Below are 17,692 nucleotides of genomic sequence, written 5' to 3'. Positions count from 1 at the left end.
ATCTTTGTTTTAAAATTCAACATTCAAACCGAAAGAATATGTTTTTGCCAACGGATAAGTAAATGCATTCTCCGTTTCCGGGTCATAGCCTGGCACAAAATTATCAATCGTAAACAGATTTGTAGCAGAGAAAAATACACGCATATATCTTAATCCTACTGCTGACAGTGCTGTTTGTGGAAGCTTATATCCTAACTGCAGGTTCTTCAAGCGGAGATAACCTCCATTGATTTTCCAGAAATCAGAATGTTCATAATTAAAATTACCCTCTGCATTCGGTTGCACTCTGGGATAAGCAGCATCCCTATTCGTCTCAGACCAATAATCCATATGCTGTTTCATAAGTGGACTATCATTAAAAGGACGCACACCAGGACCAGTCATGATATAATCCTTTTTCCCAATACCCTGAAAAAACATTGATAAATCAAAACCTTTGTATTCACCACTCAGGCGCAGTCCGAATAAGTAATGTGGATTCGGGTCTCCAATAATAACCCTGTCTTCTCCATCAATCTTATTGTCTTTATTCTGATCTACATAGCGTACATCACCTGGTTTATTTTTTACATTTTGGAAAGGAGCATTTGCTATTTCTTCCTCCGACTGGAATAATCCCATAGCCTCGTAACCATAAATTGATTTGATAGGATAACCAACATTGGTATAGGTGTTATCACTAATCCAGGCATTCGAACCACCAATATCCTTTACTTCATTCTTATTATCAGACACATTTGCACGAATACTATACCGGAAATCTTTTATCTGATCGGTCCAGCCTACTTCCAATTCCCAACCACGATTGGAGACTTTTCCTATATTCATTTTAGGTTTTCCTAAACCATACTCCATTGGAACAGGCATTTCTATCAGAATGGCACGAGTATCTTTAGAGTAATAATCAGCAACGACACTCAAACGATTGCCAAGAAACTGAGCATCCAAACCAATATCAAACATATAGGTTTTCTCCCAATTCAAATTAGTATTACCCAACGATTTCAAATAAGCACTTTGACTATAAAGACCATTTAAAACAACATTGCCCATCGTTATAGTTGTATAACTGGGATAAAGACTCATGCCTGTATCCTTATCAGTCAGTCCGGAAGAGGCACCGGCCATACCCCAGGAAGCACGGATCTTTAAATCATCCAGAATATGTGTTGTATTCTTCATAAACGATTCTCCCGTCACACGCCAGGCGGCAGAGACTGTCGGGAAGGTAGACCAGCGGTGACCTTTGGCAAAATTAGAAGAGCCGTCAGAACGGAAACTGGCAGACAACATATACTTTCCCGCATAATCATAATTGATTCTACCTATCACCGAAGCAATGCTCCAATGCTCTGCTGTCCCTTCGTTCGACCATGCATCTTTTGAGCCTGCATCCAGCACATAAATCAAATCTGTCGGAAAGCCATCTCGGAAAGCATCTACATTATTCTTACTTTCACTTTCCGACTGAAAGCCTGCCAATATATCGAAATTATGTTCCTTAAACTTCTTCTTATAATTTAGCAATGCCTGCAGATTATAATATTGCCGGAAATCTCGCTCTTCTTTCAGAGAATTAACGCCATTCTCATATTGCTTTTGTGTAAAGTATTCAGTAAAATAGATTTTTCTGGCACGGGAAGAGGTATTATCAAATACATAATTCACATTGGCGATACCGGAGAACTTCAGTCCGTCCAATATTTCATAATCCAACTTAAATACGCCACTGGCATCGTGCTTATCTTGATAGCCATGTCCGCGCTCCTTCAGATAAGCTATCGGATTAATAATCAAACTGGAGTTATAGCCATACGTTCCATCCGTATAATAAGCCACCTGGGTAGGATTCATCTTATATACGTCCTTTATAATGTCATTAAACCCCAATACCTCATCTTTCTTACGCTGAATATAACGGAAGTCGAAAGAAATTCCGAAGCGCTTGGTTATGGCTACATCTACATTAGAGCGCACATTGAAAACATTCTGAGAGATTTCCGGAATAACGCCCGTCTGATGGTCAAGACCACCACTCAGGTGATATTTCACAGTTTCATTACCACCTGATGCCGTAATAGAATGGCGTGTGGAAATACTATTTTGAAACATTAAATCCAGCCAGTTGGTGCTGGGGTAACGATTCAAATCCTCGCCACTTGCAAATTTAGCGATATCCTCAGTAGAGTAAACCGCCGATTTATCAATATTCCGGTAAGCCTCATTAAGAACTGTTGCATATTCTGCCGAACTCAACGTCTCGGGCATATCGGTAGGTGTGTTTATCCCTACATAACCATTGTAGCGGAAGGTTGGCTTGCCTGTTTTTCCTCGCTTGGTTGTCACCAATATGACACCATGGGCTGCCCTGGAACCGTAAATAGCAGCCGAAGCTGCATCCTTCAATACTGTAACATTGTCAATATCATCAACATTCAAATAGTTAAATTCACCCGGCACACCATCAATCAAAACCAAAGGGGAACCGCTTTCGTTTAATGATGTTGCACCACGCAATTGCATCTTTGAGGCTTCTCCGGGACGTCCCGAACTCGTAATATTCAAACCGGCCACCTCTCCCTGAAGAGCATCCGTAACGGTTTGAATCGGGCGGTTTTGCAATGTTTCAGATTTTACCGACGTTACTGACGTGGTCAGATTGCCTTTCTTTACTGTTCCATATCCTACCACCACCACTTCATCCAGCAATTCCGTATCTTCTTTTAAAATTACATTAAACGAACTTTGCCCCTTCAGTTTCATTTCTGTCGGAGCATATCCGATATAAGAGATAAGCAATATGGCATTCTCCGGAGTTTCGAAACTGAAATTCCCGTCCATATCGGTTATCGTACCGTTGGTTGTTCCTTTTACAACAATATTCGCACCGATGATGGGCTCTCCTCTTTCATCTTTTACAACACCTGATACTCTCTTTAACTTACCTTCTTGTTTTACTTGTTTCGTAATAATGATATGCCCATTGCTAAAACTGGCTGAGCAGCCGGTTCCTTCCAGCAACTGGTTTAACACCTCTTTTACACTGCTATTCTTGGGTAAACGGGAGACAAGGCGTGAGTCGTTTACTTCCTGTGTATTATAGTCTACAAACAATTTTGTTTGCTGCTCTATCTGCTTGAAAGCAGCTTTTAAGGTTATATTATTTCCTGTTAGTTTTACCTGCTGTTGCTGCGCATAGCCGAACAGGCTGCAAGAAGACAACGCCGTTACTAATAGCAATCTGGAGATGCTTTTTCTGTTATTTATAGGTATTAGATTAGTTAATTTCATATATTTGTACATTTGAAAATTGAATATTAATAAAACCAGACGATTTACTCGTCAATCCAACGATGTTCAAGATTCGATTTCGAATTCCGGGAAGAGGGATTTTCGCACTTTCTGTCTTTCCGGTTTTCTTTTGTTCATATTTGTATCCTCCTCTATTTTTAGTTTATAAATACCACTTTCCCTTTCACAGTGTAATGTATGCCAACCAATTGCCGCAGCACATTCAGCACATCATCCAGATTCTCGTTCGGAGAGAATTTGACATTATAATATTCACCTGCATATTTTTGTGAATTATAATGGATTGTCACGTTAAACTTACGCTCCAAAGAAGCTATCAGACGATTGAACGGAATATTTTCGAAAATCAGGTAACCATCCCTTTCCATATTGTATATGGATGCATCGACAGCATGAACTGTTACGGTATGGGCTGTATGGGAATAGATCAATTGCTGATCCGGCTTTAACAGAGTAGGCTCGATACCTTCATCATTGACTGAAACAAGCACACTTCCTTCTTCCAGCGTAGCCATCGAGCAGGAATCGTTCGGATAAGCTTCTACAGTAAAGACAGTTCCCAGTGCCTGCACATCCAGATAAGTTGTTTTCACTATAAATGGTTGTGCCGGATTCTTTTGAACGGAAAATGCTGCTTCGCCCGTAAGATAAACCGTACGTGTATCAGTATCTGTAAAATCTTTCGGATAGACCAGCAAAGAACCGGCATCGACCCACACTTTTGAGCCATCGGGCAATAAAACCTCTTTACTTTCCCCGTAAGGAACAAATATCTGAGCCATTTCTACGTGACGGACAGGCTTAAAACGATTGGTCGCCCAATAAGTCGTACCGGCAGTCATCAACATCAGTACAATGACAGCTGCATATTTAAACACCTGACGGTACAAAGGGATTATACGTTTTTGAGCCGGTTCTGTCAACAACAGTTTTTGCAAAGCCATCCAGTCACGATGCGTAGATTCTGTCGCTTCCGCATCTGTTTCCTTCCAGATATCCTGCAACGCCTCCAGCTTTTGCGATCTTTCATCATCCGCTTTCAGCCAACGGCCAAACAATATACGCCCGTATCGGGAAAAATGTTTTCCGAAATATAGCCGCATGAGTTGTTTTGTCTTGTTGTTTTCTTCCATAAAATATCCGTCTTTATATTGAAGTAGGTTAACGGCAACGACACACACAATCAACAATCAACTTTTTTTGAAAATATTTTGGTTCCGGAACTAACGGGTAGCATCAAGGTTGTAGTCTCTTAACTCAAATAAGTAAGAAAAAAAAGATAAAGAACCTTGCGAAGAATGGCAAGGGCTGCTGTCAGATGGTTTTCCACAGTACGTTTACTGATCCCCAGATGAGAAGCAATCTCATCATTCGACAAACCTTGTTCACGGCTCATCTGATAGACCAGTTTCCGCTGGGGAGACATTTGTTCGACAGTCTGGTTGATAATATTTTGTAATTCATGTGCAAAGATAGCTTCCTCGTCCGATTGAGAGACGGAAACCTCCAACAGAAATTCATTCGTGTACCTTTCTAAAACGGCCAGGCGGTCGAAATAATCAAACACTGTAAAACGGGCCATTTGAAAAAGGTAAGAGGAAAAGGAGTTTACCTCCTTCAATTTTTCACGGTCTTTCCATAACGAGAGAAACAAATCTTGGGCAATATCCCGACTCACTTCCTTGTCGTGCGTCAAGCCGACAAGGAAGTGAACCAACCGAGGTTGGTAGCAGAAAAAAAGCCGTTCGAAGGCATCAACATTTCCTGCCGCGATATTTTTTAAGATTAGTTTCTCCTCTAATAGTTCCATTCCGCCCGCAAATTAATAAAAAATATCGAAATGATACTTAATCTGCCAAAGCTTCACGTCGTCGCTGAATAATGCCGATTAATTCTATCAGCTCCTTCTGTCCGTTTGCTGTGGCCAGATCGATACAAGAATTTCCTTCGGCAGTCTTGATTTCGAAGTCGGCACCGGATTCCAGCAAAAACTTGGCCATATCCTTGCTTCTGCGAATAAAGGCGATATGCAGGGCGGTCTGATGACGGTCGTTCAGAGCATTGATGTCGGCACCCAGTTCCATCAGGAGCTGCACCATGTCTTTGTGACCACGTCCGGCAGCCCAATGGATCGGTGCATCGCCATCAGTATCCGTACGGCTGAGATCGGCTCCTTTTTCTACCAGCAGTTTGACGATCTCCTTTTGATTACCGCGTACGGCAAACTGCAACGGAGTAAAGCCATCATTGTTTTGCGGATCCGGATATACACCGGCTTCCAACAACACGCGCACGTTTTCTCTTGTCCGATAAAAGGCAGCCATATGCAAAGGCGTATCTCCCTTGTCAGTAGCAACTTCCAGGTCGTAGCCGGAGTTATGCATCATCTGTAAGATATCGAACTGACCGTTACGTGCTATATAATGTATAGGAAGCAGCCCTTTGTCGTCGCGGATATTTCCGTCTGCCCCACGTTCCAGCAACAGGTGCAACATTTCTTTTTGACGGAATGCGGCCGCTATATGCAAGGCTGTTTGTTCATTCTGATCTGTGTAGTTAATTTCTACACCTTTATTCAGAACAAAGTCAGCCAAAGCAACCATACCGGCCTGGGCAATATAATGAAGCGGCGTACGACCGTGATTGTCTACATAAGTTATGTCGATATTACCGCTTTTGAAAAGCATTTCCGCCACACCCCGCTTGCCTCCGGCACAAGCTTCCATAAAGGCGGCATCGAGATCATCGGGAGCAGCCGTAATAGTTACCTGCGACTTTTCTATCTGGCTGATAATCGATCGGCGGTTCTTCTGCAATGCCAGTTTGTAAGGGCTCATATTCCTGTCGTTTCGCCAGTTTGGATCGACACCGGCTTTTAGCAGGAAACTGACCCGTTCCACATCGTCGTCTTCTACTGCATAATATAATGGATTATTCTGGGCGGCATCTTGCGTATCGGCATAAGCACCTTTGCTCAGCAGGTATCTCAATAAGACACCATTGCGATTGCGGAACTGGTTGTCAGTTGTTTTTGCACAGACAAAGAAAGGGGTACGAAGATTGTTGTTCAAAGCGTTTATATCAGCTCCTTTCTTTAATAAGAAGTCAATACAGGCTGTCGTTTGCGGCTTAGTATCTTTGACTAGCAGATGCAGAGGCGTATCGCCATATTTGTCGCGCGCCATCGGGTCGGCCCCGTTTTCTAATAAATATTGTATCAGTTCTTCATTCTGTTTGTCGCAAGCAATATGCAGCGGCGTTATGCTGTCAGCATCGGCTGCGTTGATGTCTGCGCTGAACAAGATTAGGGTTTGTACGATATCCATCTTCTCGCTCTCGCAAGCCACATGCAACAGGGTTGCTCCTTTCTTGCCGCAAAGCACGTAAGGATCGGCACCGCATTCCAACAGCTTGCTGACAATACGACTGGTTGTATACCGGCAGGCATAATACAAAGGTGGCAGATCTTCGTAGTTCATCAGGTTGACATCCAGGTCAGTTCGTTCCAACAGGAGATCTAGGATGATATCAGGTTCGTTCTTTTCGGGTGGAACAACAGACGACATGCCTATATATTTATTACGATAATCCTTCAATTTTTCATGCAGAAGGGAATTTCCGCTTCGGTTCTGTTCATTTACGTCTATCGTATGTTCCAATAAGAAACGGAGAATCTGTTCCGTATACTCCTGTGCATGTGTAGGACCGATTTCTTCGAGTTTCAAACCATCGAGTGGCTCCACCTGTTCCAGGAAAAGAGGCAGGAGCTCCACCAGTTCTTTATAATTGCAATAAAAGCAATAATATTTGAGCAACATGTCCACATAATAATGTGGCTGTTCACTTCCATCCGGAAGAAAAGGCGTTTCCGTCAAGTCGAAACCAGCGTCCAACAGCCGACGAACTTCCGCTGTATTACATCGAACTATAGCATTTTCCATCATCTCCGGTTTTAGCCGTCCCTTTTCCTCATTTGCTTGATTCATATCTGTCATACTTCTTTTTTAACACCAATAATAGCAATTGTATCGAAAGAATTGTAAAGGTAAAGAAATAATAAATAATTTGTATCTTTGACCCCGATCAATCGACAAAAACTGAACTAATATAAAATGAAACAATACAACTTCGATGAAGTAATTGAACGCCGCGGCACCAATTGCGTCAAATATGACGGCCTGAAAGAGCGGTATGGCAATGAGAACCTGACTCCTCTATGGGTTGCCGATATGGATTTCCGGACACCGGACTTTATTGTAAATGCTATTAAAAAGCGTTGCGAACACGAAATATTCGGCTACACTTTCGGATCTGATTCTTACTATCAAAGTATTATAGAATGGGTAGATTATAAACAAAAATGGAAAATTAAACGGGAATGGCTCAGCTACATCCCGGGTATTGTGAAAGGTATTGGCTTTGTGATCCAATGCTTCACCAAACCTGGCGATAAAGTGATTATACAACCACCTGTATATCATCCTTTCCGCATTGTTCCAGAAAGTATGAAACGTGAAGTCGTCAATAACCCGTTAAAACTGGTGAACGGCGTTTACGAAATGGATTTCGAACATCTTGAATCTGTCATTGATGAACAATGTAAAGTATTGATCCTTTGTAATCCTCATAACCCGGGCGGTATTGTCTGGAAGAAAGACACATTGGTTAAACTTGCAGAAATCTGTGCAAAGCATAATATTCTTGTAATCTCCGATGAGATACATGCAGAAATGGCTTACCCACAATTCAGTCATCACCCGTTTGCGACCGTATCAGAAGCTGCTGCTTCCTGCAGTATCACTTTCATGGCCCCAAGTAAAACATTCAATATAGCAGGTATCGTAACTTCCTATTCTATTGTGCCTGACGAAAAAATAAGAAAGGAGTTTTATAAATTTCTGGAAGCCGGAGAGTTAGGCGACGGTACGATCTTTGCTTATACAGCAACAGAGGCCGCTTATACCTATGGTGCCGAATGGTTGCAACAGATGCGGATGTATATAATGGAAAATGTCCGTTTCGTCGACGAATTCTTCAAAGCAAAACTCCCGAAGATTAAAGTATATCCACCACAAGCATCATTCCTCGTCTGGCTGGATTGCCGTGATCTGAAATTAAGCCAGGAAGATTTGGTCAAGCTATTTCAGGAAAAAGCAGGTTTGTTGTTAAATGATGGAAGTATGTTCGGTCCCGGCGGGGAAGGTTATATGCGATTGAATATCGGCTGTCCACGCTCCATACTGGATACGGCATTAAACGCTTTAAAAAAAGCCATCGATAAAAAATAAATATAAAAAGCAGGTTCATAACGAACCTGCTTTTTTATCCAGATCATGTACATGGCCCAGATAATCGTACCGGATAATCATATCAGATATTTCCCAAGCCTTTTTTGCCACTTTAATATCCTCTTCAGGAACTCCTGTTGTATCTCCCACTATATTCAACTGAGGGTCGACCTCAAAATTCGCTTTGTGCGAATCCAGTATACTTTCTCCTATACCTCTCCACCAATAATCATTCAAACCTAATAAGTCCAGTAATGTAGGGTAAACATCAATCTGACCCATCACTTTTCCATGATACAAGTTGAAAGGGGCATTCAGAATTATCAGCGGAACAAACGATTTATCTGAAACAATCTGTTTCCCTACCGGATCATTACAAAGCTCTTTCCTCACAGTACCCAGCGCTTCGTGATCTCCCATAATCATGACCAAGGTATTATCAAAACGACTGTCTGCACGGAGTTGTGCTACAAACTCCCCTAGTGCCCGGTCCGTATAGTTCGCCATAGTCATATAATTATTAAGAACTTCCGGAACCTCGGGAGAAAAGAATACCTTTTTCAGAGAGTCAGGCAAAAGAAAAGGGTTATGCCCGGAATAAGTAATACACTGCAGAAACGTATTTCCCGATTCATTCCAGACTTCATTATTTTGTATCTTCTCCAAACATTGACGCAAAAAGGCACGATCGCCCACTTGTCCACGGGAACCTACGGGTTCCTCTTTAACAAAACAGTTCTTCGAAACCAGACTGTCGTATCCCATCGCAGGAGTAATTACACACTGGTTCCAGACCATCGGCTTATCAACCGTCAGACTATAAGCCTCACTATCTTTATGCTTCTTTTTGAAAGCTTTTACCAGTGAAGGGTAATATGAATCCGGAAACTTTATACTATAAGGCCCGGAGTTTATAGGTAAAAGTCCGGTATTGACCAATAATTGAGCATCGATAGAACGCCCACCTTTTACCTGCGATAAGACATGAGGTGCATAGATTACAGATGAATCCTTTAATATACGGTTCAGGTTTGGAGTGATCTCCTGTCCTTCAACAGTTTTATTCAACACCCAACTTTCCAGAGATTCAGCTAAGATTATAATACAATTCTCCCTTGTATAAACTTTTGGGAGAACGGATTTATAATCCGTTCTCCTGGTTAACCAGGAGTCAATACGATTTTTTATTTCCGGAGTGTATGTGATATTATCGCATGAATAATCATAATAAAGAGAGCCGAATATCGTATACATCGGTATATTACATGTATGTAGGTAAGCATCCTGCAATCTCTCGTAGGCGGCCTTAAAACCATTTTGACTCCAAAGCTTAATGGCCGGAAATAAAGCCACTAATAATATCAGGCAAACATAACGAACAAAAGCAAAAGACACTTTACCCTCGTTAACAGGCTGAATCTCTTCCTTTTTCCGATAATTTCGCCACCATAAGATTCCGGCAGTCAATGTTGAAAGAGGAAAAAACACATCTGCTATCCGTAGCGAATCGAACACACTACTAGAAAAATCTGTCAGATTTGCAGCTAACAGATAACTGTCTAACGGTATTGCTGTAAAATAAGTTCGGAAATACATCAGATTGGAAATGAACAGGCAATCCATCAATACAAAGATAACCAATGTCACCTTCACGGCCCGGAAACATACTAACGGCAATAATAAAAATAAGGAGACCAACAGAGTATCAAGATATGTTTCAACCTTCGAGAAAGGAGTAAACGTAGATAACATGCACCAAAGCAAATTAAACCACATAAACTTCAAGACCAATAAAAAGAAAAACAAACTTATCAACTTTCTTCTTTCCTTACAACACGGAAAAAAAAAGTCTTTCAATTTAGAAAACCACATGTGCAACTATCACTTTATAACTTATCGACAAACACTATTTATTCGCTATATAATCCGAATCTATTGATTCTTTTATTCCGGCTGCAAAGATAGCTATATATTACAGATTAAAACATTACATATCTTTATTTTTAAAAGAATAACCTGATAAACTCGGAAATTATACGTAAATTTGTCTCGTTTTATTTATTACAAATACAATTAAAAATGAAAATTACAGCAAATAAGTTCGTTGCGGTTACATACGACCTGAACGTAGGAGAAGGTGAAGAGCGCGAGTTGATGGAAAAAGCAGTTGCAGAAGCTCCCTTAAAATTCATCTTTGGAACAGGCGCCATGCTTCCTGCTTTCGAAGATGCTTTGAAAGGTCTTGAAGTAGGTGACAAGTTCGACTTCTCTATCGCTCCTGCCGACGCATACGGAGAATATGTGGAAGATCATGTATTGGATCTGCCGAAAAACATTTTTGAAGTTGAAGGTAAATTTGATTCAGAAGTCATCAAAGAAGGTAATACAGTTCCTATGATGGACTCAAACGGCAACCGTCTGAACGGTTCTGTTCTTGAAGTAAAAGACGATGTAGTCGTTATGGACTTCAACCATCCGTTGGCTGGTGAAACTCTACACTTCAGCGGTGAAGTTATCGATGTTCACGAACCGACAGCAGAAGAAATTGCAGCATTATCAGCTCCGGCCGGTGGATGCAGTTGCGGATGCGATGACTGCGGAAGCGATTGCGGTGACCACGATCACGAAGGTGGTTGCGGATGTGGTAGCTGCCACTAATAAATAAATGAAAGATGCAGAATGGGGAATGAAGAATTAATAGAAATTCTGCATTCCTCATTTTTCATTTTCAGACTCATTTTTTAATCTCCACTTTTCATTTATTAATATGAATACATTCGGAAATATATACAGATTAACCTCGTTCGGCGAGTCACATGGTCCGGGTATCGGAGGTGTTATCGATGGATGTCCGGCTGGTATCGAGTTGGACACAGACTTTATCCAGCAAGAGCTGAATCGTCGTAAACCAGGCCAGTCAAGGATCACAACCCCGCGTAAGGAAGATGACGAAGTACAATTCCTATCCGGAGTTTATGAAGGAAAGACTACCGGTACACCGATCGGATTCATTATCTGGAATAAAAATCAGCATTCGTCTGATTACGACAATATGAAAACGGTTTATCGTCCTTCACATGCAGACTATACTTATCAGATGAAGTATGGTATACGTGATCCTAAAGGAGGTGGACGTTCGTCGGCTCGTGAAACGATAGCCCGATGTGTTGCCGGCGCAATCGCCAAACTAGCACTACGCCAGACAGGTATAAATATACAGGCATTCACCTCACAGGTCGGCCCTATCAAACTGGATGGTACTTATAAAGATTATGATCTGAATCTGACAGAAGAAAATGCAGTGAGATGTCCCGATCCGGAGAAAGCTGCCGAAATGGAAAAACTGATAGCAGAAGTGAAGTCGAAAGGCGACACTATCGGTGGTGTAATTACCTGTGTGGTAAAAGGTACGCCTGTCGGACTGGGAGAACCTGTATTCGGAAAGTTGCATGCAGCCTTAGGACACGCCATGCTAACAATCAATGCAGTGAAAGGGTTCGAATATGGTGATGGATTTAATGCCGCTCTTTACCGTGGTTCCGAACGTAACGACCGTTTCTTTAATGACAACGGACATATTAATACCCGTACTAATAATTCAGGAGGTATACAGGGGGGAATTTCCAACGGCCAGGATATTTATTTCCGCGTTGCGTTCAAATCGGTAGCAACCATCCTTATGGAACAGGAAACCGTTAATATGGATGGTGAAGATACTATCCTGAAAGCTCGCGGACGTCATGACCCATGCGTCCTGCCTCGCGCCGTTCCCATTGTGGAATCGATGACGGCAATGACGTTATTAGATTATCTGTTGCTCCAAAAGACAAGAGAGTAAGACAGTTGACAAGTGACAGTTTTGGGTTCGAATGCGAATCTTATCTGTCAACTGTCACTTGTCAACTGTCTACTATTCATGATGATAAGGCTCATTATTCAAGATTGTCATTGCCCGGTAAACCTGTTCTACAAAGATTAAACGGATCATCTGATGCGAAAAGGTCATTTTGCTTAATGAGATCTTTTCTGAAGCAGCTTTATAAACAGCCTCACTGAATCCATAAGGGCCGCCGACAACAAAGACCAGGCGCTTCGAAACCGTATGCATCTTCCTTTCAATATAAGCAGAGAATTGCATCGAAGTAAACTCTTTACCCTTATCATCCAGTAAAACCAACTGATCGCCAGCCTGTAACGCCTTTAAAATCAGTTCTCCTTCCTTTTCTTTTTGCTGTGATTCCGACAAATTCTTTACGTTCTTTATATCCGGAATAACCTCCATCTCAAATGGGATGTAATGGACTAAACGGTTTTTGTATTCATTGATTGCCTCCACAAAATAGCCGGCATCCGTTTTACCTATTACGACCAGTGCAATTTTCATTCGTTTACATTATTAGTATTGAAGGCGCTAATTTACAGGAAAAATACATACCTTTGCATCAGAAAACTCATAAAAAGAGGAGATAGCTTATGAAACGATTATTACTTACATTGGCATTGATACTCTCATTTTTGAGCGTCATGGCGGCCGATATTACTCCTATATCAAATGCTTTCAAAGGTGGAAATGCCTCTTCATTAACAGGAGCGATGGATCAAGAAGTAGACATAGCCCTACCCGGCTCTTCCAAGAAATGCAATGGAAGCGAAGCTGTTAAGATGCTTTCTACGTTCTTTGGTAGCAATAAACCTACAGGTTTTTCCGTAGTTCATCACGCAGATAAAAAAGATGCCGGTTTCTTTGTCGGTAAACTTCCGACAGCCTCCGGTGAATATCGTGTGAACATCACTTACCGTGCCGACGGCGACAAAGCGATTATACAATCAATCAGAATAGAATAACAAATGGATCAGTTAATTGACGACTTAATTAAATTATCGTTTGCCGAAGATATCGGTGACGGCGATCATACAACTTTATGCTGTATTCCCGAAACAGCCATGGGAAAGAGCCAGCTTATCATTAAAGAAGACGGCGTTCTGGCCGGCGTAGAGATGGCAAAACGTATCTTCCATGACTTCGACCCGGAACTAAAAATGACTATCTTTATTAATGACGGTGCAGAAGTAAAGAAAGGGGACATTGCTTTTACAGTAGAAGGAAAAACACAGTCGCTGTTGCAAACAGAACGCTTGATGCTGAACGTTATGCAACGCATGAGCGGTATTGCTACGACTACCCGTAAATATGTTAAAGCATTGGAAGGCACCAAAACCCGCGTATTGGATACCCGCAAAACAACACCGGGTATGCGTATGATGGAAAAAGATGCTGTTAAGATCGGCGGCGGCGTTAATCACCGTATCGGACTTTTCGATATGATCCTGTTGAAAGATAATCACGTAGACTTTGCCGGTGGCATCGAACAGGCTATTACCCGTGCACAGAACTATCTGAAAGAAAAAGGTAAGAACCTGAAGATAGAGATCGAAGTCCGTAACTTCGACGAACTACAACAAGCCATGAATGTGGGCGGTATCGACCGTATCATGCTCGATAACTTCAATATTGAAGATACAAAGAAGGCAGTCGAAATGATCGGCGGACGCTTCGAGACAGAGTCATCCGGCGGTATCACATTCGATACGCTGCGTGACTATGCAGAATGTGGTGTCGACTTTATCTCTGTCGGAGCACTTACCCATTCGGTTAAGAGTCTCGATATGAGTTTGAAGGCTTGCTAAGAAATATTTACAAGGCGGATGATTGATTATCCGCCTTTCTTTTTATATATTTGCCAACATCATTAACAAAACGAATAAGCTATGAAAAATATTACAACGATTCATCGACGGAAAATGTCCGATACATTTAAGTTACTTCCGAAAGTAAATAGAAAAACTCGGAAAGCCGTCTATCTGGAAGCTAGCAAATATATCAGCGATCTCACCAAGCTGATATTCGGCGGTATCATTTTAACGAACATATTAAACTTTAATATTGATAAAACAATTATCTTTGTATCAGGATTTATAGCTGTTATTATTCTGACAGCTTTTAGTTTTGCTTTATTTTTAAAAGGAAAGGAGTAAATTATGGGATTTGTCTATTTATGTATAACAATGAGTGCCATAGGTATAGCTTTTTTTATTTGGCTTATGACCCCAAGTGGGCAAAGATGGTGGCACGAAAAATAATGACTTATATTAACTAAGATATACTAAAAGGCGGAGTTTTCCGCCTTTTCTATTTATTACCCGATACGAAAAACCTCATCATCTTTCAATTGATATTTCTCCCCGCTTTCCGGACAGACAGCAAAGCCATCTCCGTCAAAATGCAGCTGATGCCCATACTCACTTACCCAGCCAACCTGTCTGGATGGATTACCAACCACCAGGGCATAAGGCGGAATCTCTTTAGTGACCACCGCTCCGGCACCAATCAAGGCATACGCTCCGATGTTATGTCCACAGACGATCGTGGCATTTGCTCCGATCGTGGCCCCTTTGCCGACATGTGTTTTCATATACTGGTCTTTCCGGTTGATTGCACTCCGGGGATTGGTTACATTTGTAAACACACAACTCGGCCCCAGGAAAACATCATCCTCACAAGTCACACCCGTATAAACAGAAACGTTGTTCTGCACCTTTACGTTATTACCCAGAACGACTTCCGGTGATATCACCACGTTCTGTCCGATATTACACCGTTCACCAATCGTACAACCCGACATGACATGGGAGAAGTGCCAGATACGGGTATCGTCGCCAATCGTACAACCGGGGTCGATTACTGCTGTCTCGTGTGCCTGATAAGTCGCCATAAGAGATTATTTATAGATTAGGAAAATAGTCGGTTTCTTACTCAGGTCGGGCACTTTTCCTGCCCAATCCTTTACAGGGCGGGTATGGATATATTCATCTTCACAAGTAATATCCGAAGCAATACATAGCTTGGTCGACGGGCGGCAAGTACGGATCAGCTCCTCAGCCAGTTTATTGTTGCGATAAGGCGTTTCAATAAAAAGCTGTGTTTGGTTTTCCGAATAGATACGTCCTTCCAGCTTCTTGATCGTATTGGTGCGCTCCGACGCATCAATAGGCAGATAACCATGGAAGGCAAAACTCTGTCCGTTGAAACCGGAAGCCATGACTGACATCAGGATGGAAGACGGCCCCACCAACGGCACGACCGGATAGTTCTTCCGTTGAGCAATAGCCACGACATCCGCCCCCGGATCGGCCACCGCCGGACATCCCGCTTCAGAGATAACGCCTACATGCTCTCCTTTCGTCAACGGAGCCAGATAACCCGCTACGTCTTCCGGTGAGGTATGCTTGTTCAGTTCATAAAAAGTCAGGTCGTCGATAACGATAGACGGCTCCGTCTTTTTCAGGAAACGACGGGCAGTACGTATATTTTCTACAATAAAATGTTTTATCTGAAGAATGATCTCACGGTTATATTCAGGAAGAACCCGGCGATGCTCGGTATCCCCCAATGTAACCGGTATAAGGAAAAGCGATGCTTGCATACTGTTAGTTTTCTGCAAAGTTAGTATTTTTGCACCAAACAAACAGAATAAGATGGCACTTCCTATCGATTTTATCACACGTACCCGTGCCTTGTTAGGCGACGAATATGAGAAACTGGAAGCCGCATTGCAGGCAGATGTTCCCGTAAGTATCCGTATCAACCCTAAGAAAGGGACGAAAGCACCGGAGACTTCACGGGTAGCCTGGAGCGAAACAGGATATTATTTACCCGAACGCTTGTCGTTCACTTTCGACCCGTTGTTCCATGCCGGAGCTTATTACGTGCAGGAAGCCTCTTCCATGTTTCTGGAACAAGCGATCCGCACCTTCGTCAGCGAGCCGGTCAAATGTCTCGACCTATGTGCCGCGCCGGGAGGGAAATCCACCCATCTATTAAGTACCTTACCCGAAGGCAGCCTATTGGTCAGTAACGAAGTGATACGTAGCCGCAGCAATATCCTGGCCGAGAATATCACCAAATGGGGTAACCCGAATAATATCGTGACGAATAACGATCCAGAAGAGATAGGCCGTCTCACCCATTTGTTTGACGTGATCGTCACCGATGTACCCTGTTCCGGTGAAGGCATGTTCCGCAAAGACACCGACAGCACCGGCGAGTGGAGCGTGGCAAACGTCAACCTTTGTGCTTCACGCCAACGGCGTATCATCCATGATATATGGGACGCGCTTAAACCGGGCGGCCTATTGATATACAGCACCTGCACATACAATACGGAAGAAGACGAGGACAACATACATTATATATTGGAAGAACTGGGGGCCGAAGCCCTGACCATTCCTGTTAAAGAAGAATGGCAGATCACAGGCGCACTGCGTTACGATCATCCGGTCTACCGCTTTTTCCCGCATAAGACCCAAGGGGAAGGTTTCTTCCTTGCCGCTCTACGCAAAGCACCCGGTGAAACGAATGAGATCCGTCCTAAAAGTAAAAACAAGAAAGACAAAGGGAAAGCCTCACCAGCCGTCCCTTCTCAGGTAAGTAATTGGATAGAGGGAGCAGACAAGTTCCGCTTCGAACTGCTCAACGACACCATACAGGCTATTCCATCGGCTCATTATGAAACCTGGCAACTGATTGCTGCTCAGCTCCGGATCGTCAGTGCCGGAATACGCATCGGCGAGCTGAAAGGGAAAGACATCCTGCCTGCCCATTCGCTGGCATTAAGTACGGCGTTGAACAGGGAGGCCTTCACCTCCATTGAAATCAGTTGGGAAGATGCTGTCAAATACCTGAAAAAAGAGGTTTTGCTCCTGCCTGAAGAGACGAAGAAAGGTTATGTATTGGTTTGTTACAACGGTTTCCCGCTGGGGTTTGTCAAGCACCTCGGCAACCGTGCCAACAACCTGTATCCCCAGGAATGGCGTATCCGTAGCGGTTACCTGCCGGACAAGGTTATTTTATATCCCGACAACTAAGCAGGCAGCACCTTATAACTAAGGAATCTCTTCCCTATATTTAACCATTTTCCTCCCTACTTTAATATACGCAAGGCAGACACTACATAAATGCAAAGCCAACCTTACATAAAAGTAAGGATTGGATTACAAATATGTAAGGCAGGCCTTACTTTTATCAAAGTTGG

The 17,692-nt window shown here is 42.6% G+C and carries 15 protein-coding genes; 7 read left to right on the top strand and 8 right to left on the bottom strand.

Annotated elements, in window-relative coordinates; genetic code table 11:
* Positions 1-9 precede the first annotated feature (9 nt).
* From BQ7394_RS04540 to BQ7394_RS04525, 4 genes are all read right to left on the bottom strand, one after another.
* Complete coding sequence (locus BQ7394_RS04540; RefSeq protein WP_087880590.1) at positions 10-3,291, bottom strand: TonB-dependent receptor; 3,282 nt, start codon at positions 3,289-3,291, stop codon at positions 10-12.
* A 158-nt stretch (positions 3,292-3,449) separates the two neighbouring features.
* A complete protein-coding gene (locus BQ7394_RS04535) occupies positions 3,450-4,445 on the bottom strand; it encodes a FecR family protein (RefSeq protein ID WP_075556864.1) in 996 nt (331 codons plus the stop codon).
* A 119-nt stretch (positions 4,446-4,564) separates the two neighbouring features.
* Positions 4,565-5,122, bottom strand: coding sequence for an RNA polymerase sigma-70 factor (locus tag BQ7394_RS04530; RefSeq protein WP_075556277.1), 558 nt, complete (start codon positions 5,120-5,122; stop codon positions 4,565-4,567).
* A 37-nt stretch (positions 5,123-5,159) separates the two neighbouring features.
* Positions 5,160-7,298 carry an ankyrin repeat domain-containing protein gene (locus tag BQ7394_RS04525; protein WP_087880589.1) on the bottom strand — a complete coding sequence of 713 codons (2,139 nt, stop codon included), beginning with the start codon at positions 7,296-7,298 and terminating at the stop codon, positions 5,160-5,162.
* 126 nt (positions 7,299-7,424) lie between these two features.
* Here BQ7394_RS04525 and BQ7394_RS04520 point away from each other — a divergent pair, with 126 nt between their 5' ends.
* Positions 7,425-8,600, top strand: a complete 1,176-nt coding sequence (locus BQ7394_RS04520) for a MalY/PatB family protein (protein ID WP_075556275.1) — start codon at positions 7,425-7,427, stop codon at positions 8,598-8,600.
* 15 nt (positions 8,601-8,615) lie between these two features.
* On the opposite strand, the gene BQ7394_RS04515 is transcribed toward BQ7394_RS04520, so the two are convergent.
* Positions 8,616-10,352: an LTA synthase family protein gene (locus tag BQ7394_RS04515; RefSeq protein WP_235848668.1), complete on the bottom strand. Its 1,737-nt coding sequence runs from the start codon at positions 10,350-10,352 to the stop codon at positions 8,616-8,618.
* A 327-nt stretch (positions 10,353-10,679) separates the two neighbouring features.
* Between BQ7394_RS04515 and BQ7394_RS04510 the strand changes: the two genes are divergently transcribed.
* Entirely contained in the window at positions 10,680-11,258 is a 579-nt protein-coding gene (locus BQ7394_RS04510) for an FKBP-type peptidyl-prolyl cis-trans isomerase (protein ID WP_075556273.1), read from the top strand.
* A 109-nt stretch (positions 11,259-11,367) separates the two neighbouring features.
* Positions 11,368-12,438 (top strand): chorismate synthase, encoded by a 1,071-nt coding sequence (gene aroC, locus BQ7394_RS04505; protein WP_075556272.1) that lies wholly within the window; start codon positions 11,368-11,370, stop codon positions 12,436-12,438.
* A 72-nt stretch (positions 12,439-12,510) separates the two neighbouring features.
* On the opposite strand, the gene rlmH is transcribed toward aroC, so the two are convergent.
* The gene (rlmH, locus tag BQ7394_RS04500; RefSeq protein WP_075556271.1) at positions 12,511-12,984 is read right to left on the bottom strand and encodes a 23S rRNA (pseudouridine(1915)-N(3))-methyltransferase RlmH; all 474 of its coding nucleotides are present in this window, start codon (positions 12,982-12,984) and stop codon (positions 12,511-12,513) included.
* 89 nt (positions 12,985-13,073) lie between these two features.
* Here rlmH and BQ7394_RS25495 point away from each other — a divergent pair, with 89 nt between their 5' ends.
* From BQ7394_RS25495 to BQ7394_RS04490, 3 genes are all read left to right on the top strand, one after another.
* Positions 13,074-13,445, top strand: a complete 372-nt coding sequence (locus BQ7394_RS25495) for a DUF4783 domain-containing protein (RefSeq protein WP_087880576.1) — start codon at positions 13,074-13,076, stop codon at positions 13,443-13,445.
* Positions 13,446-13,448: 3 nt separating this feature from the next.
* Positions 13,449-14,288 (top strand): carboxylating nicotinate-nucleotide diphosphorylase, encoded by an 840-nt coding sequence (nadC, locus tag BQ7394_RS04495; protein WP_087880575.1) that lies wholly within the window; start codon positions 13,449-13,451, stop codon positions 14,286-14,288.
* Positions 14,289-14,369: 81 nt separating this feature from the next.
* Positions 14,370-14,636, top strand: coding sequence for a DUF6722 family protein (locus BQ7394_RS04490; RefSeq protein ID WP_235848667.1), 267 nt, complete (start codon positions 14,370-14,372; stop codon positions 14,634-14,636).
* A 161-nt stretch (positions 14,637-14,797) separates the two neighbouring features.
* On the opposite strand, the gene BQ7394_RS04485 is transcribed toward BQ7394_RS04490, so the two are convergent.
* Complete coding sequence (locus tag BQ7394_RS04485) at positions 14,798-15,373, bottom strand: acyltransferase (protein ID WP_075556269.1); 576 nt, start codon at positions 15,371-15,373, stop codon at positions 14,798-14,800.
* 6 nt (positions 15,374-15,379) lie between these two features.
* On the bottom strand, positions 15,380-16,084 hold the full coding sequence (locus BQ7394_RS04480) for an SAM-dependent methyltransferase (protein ID WP_075556268.1): 705 nt from the start codon (positions 16,082-16,084) through the stop codon (positions 15,380-15,382).
* A gap of 52 nt (positions 16,085-16,136) precedes the next feature.
* Between BQ7394_RS04480 and BQ7394_RS04475 the strand changes: the two genes are divergently transcribed.
* Complete coding sequence (locus tag BQ7394_RS04475; RefSeq protein WP_075556267.1) at positions 16,137-17,525, top strand: methyltransferase RsmF C-terminal domain-like protein; 1,389 nt, start codon at positions 16,137-16,139, stop codon at positions 17,523-17,525.
* Positions 17,526-17,692 lie beyond the last annotated feature (167 nt).

Source organism: Parabacteroides timonensis (assembly GCF_900128505.1).
Lineage (GTDB): Bacteria > Bacteroidota > Bacteroidia > Bacteroidales > Tannerellaceae > Parabacteroides > Parabacteroides timonensis.
The sequence above is the reverse complement of the archived record's forward strand: the minus strand, read 5'-3'. Positions and strand labels throughout refer to the sequence as shown.

What these genes read in the sequence shown, in the direction of transcription:
- rlmH (WP_075556271.1), bottom strand. Translation starts at nt 12,984, where the DNA reads ATGAAAATTGCACTGGTCGTAATAGGTAAAACGGATGCCGGCTATTTT.
- BQ7394_RS04520 (WP_075556275.1), top strand. Translation starts at nt 7,425, where the DNA reads ATGAAACAATACAACTTCGATGAAGTAATTGAACGCCGCGGCACCAAT.
- BQ7394_RS04475 (WP_075556267.1), top strand. Translation starts at nt 16,137, where the DNA reads ATGGCACTTCCTATCGATTTTATCACACGTACCCGTGCCTTGTTAGGC.
- BQ7394_RS04540 (WP_087880590.1), bottom strand. Translation starts at nt 3,291, where the DNA reads ATGAAATTAACTAATCTAATACCTATAAATAACAGAAAAAGCATCTCC.
- nadC (WP_087880575.1), top strand. Translation starts at nt 13,449, where the DNA reads ATGGATCAGTTAATTGACGACTTAATTAAATTATCGTTTGCCGAAGAT.
- BQ7394_RS04525 (WP_087880589.1), bottom strand. Translation starts at nt 7,298, where the DNA reads ATGAATCAAGCAAATGAGGAAAAGGGACGGCTAAAACCGGAGATGATG.
- BQ7394_RS04530 (WP_075556277.1), bottom strand. Translation starts at nt 5,122, where the DNA reads ATGGAACTATTAGAGGAGAAACTAATCTTAAAAAATATCGCGGCAGGA.
- BQ7394_RS04515 (WP_235848668.1), bottom strand. Translation starts at nt 10,352, where the DNA reads ATGTTATCTACGTTTACTCCTTTCTCGAAGGTTGAAACATATCTTGAT.
- BQ7394_RS04485 (WP_075556269.1), bottom strand. Translation starts at nt 15,373, where the DNA reads ATGGCGACTTATCAGGCACACGAGACAGCAGTAATCGACCCCGGTTGT.
- BQ7394_RS04490 (WP_235848667.1), top strand. Translation starts at nt 14,370, where the DNA reads ATGAAAAATATTACAACGATTCATCGACGGAAAATGTCCGATACATTT.
- BQ7394_RS04480 (WP_075556268.1), bottom strand. Translation starts at nt 16,084, where the DNA reads ATGCAAGCATCGCTTTTCCTTATACCGGTTACATTGGGGGATACCGAG.
- BQ7394_RS25495 (WP_087880576.1), top strand. Translation starts at nt 13,074, where the DNA reads ATGAAACGATTATTACTTACATTGGCATTGATACTCTCATTTTTGAGC.
- aroC (WP_075556272.1), top strand. Translation starts at nt 11,368, where the DNA reads ATGAATACATTCGGAAATATATACAGATTAACCTCGTTCGGCGAGTCA.
- BQ7394_RS04510 (WP_075556273.1), top strand. Translation starts at nt 10,680, where the DNA reads ATGAAAATTACAGCAAATAAGTTCGTTGCGGTTACATACGACCTGAAC.
- BQ7394_RS04535 (WP_075556864.1), bottom strand. Translation starts at nt 4,445, where the DNA reads ATGGAAGAAAACAACAAGACAAAACAACTCATGCGGCTATATTTCGGA.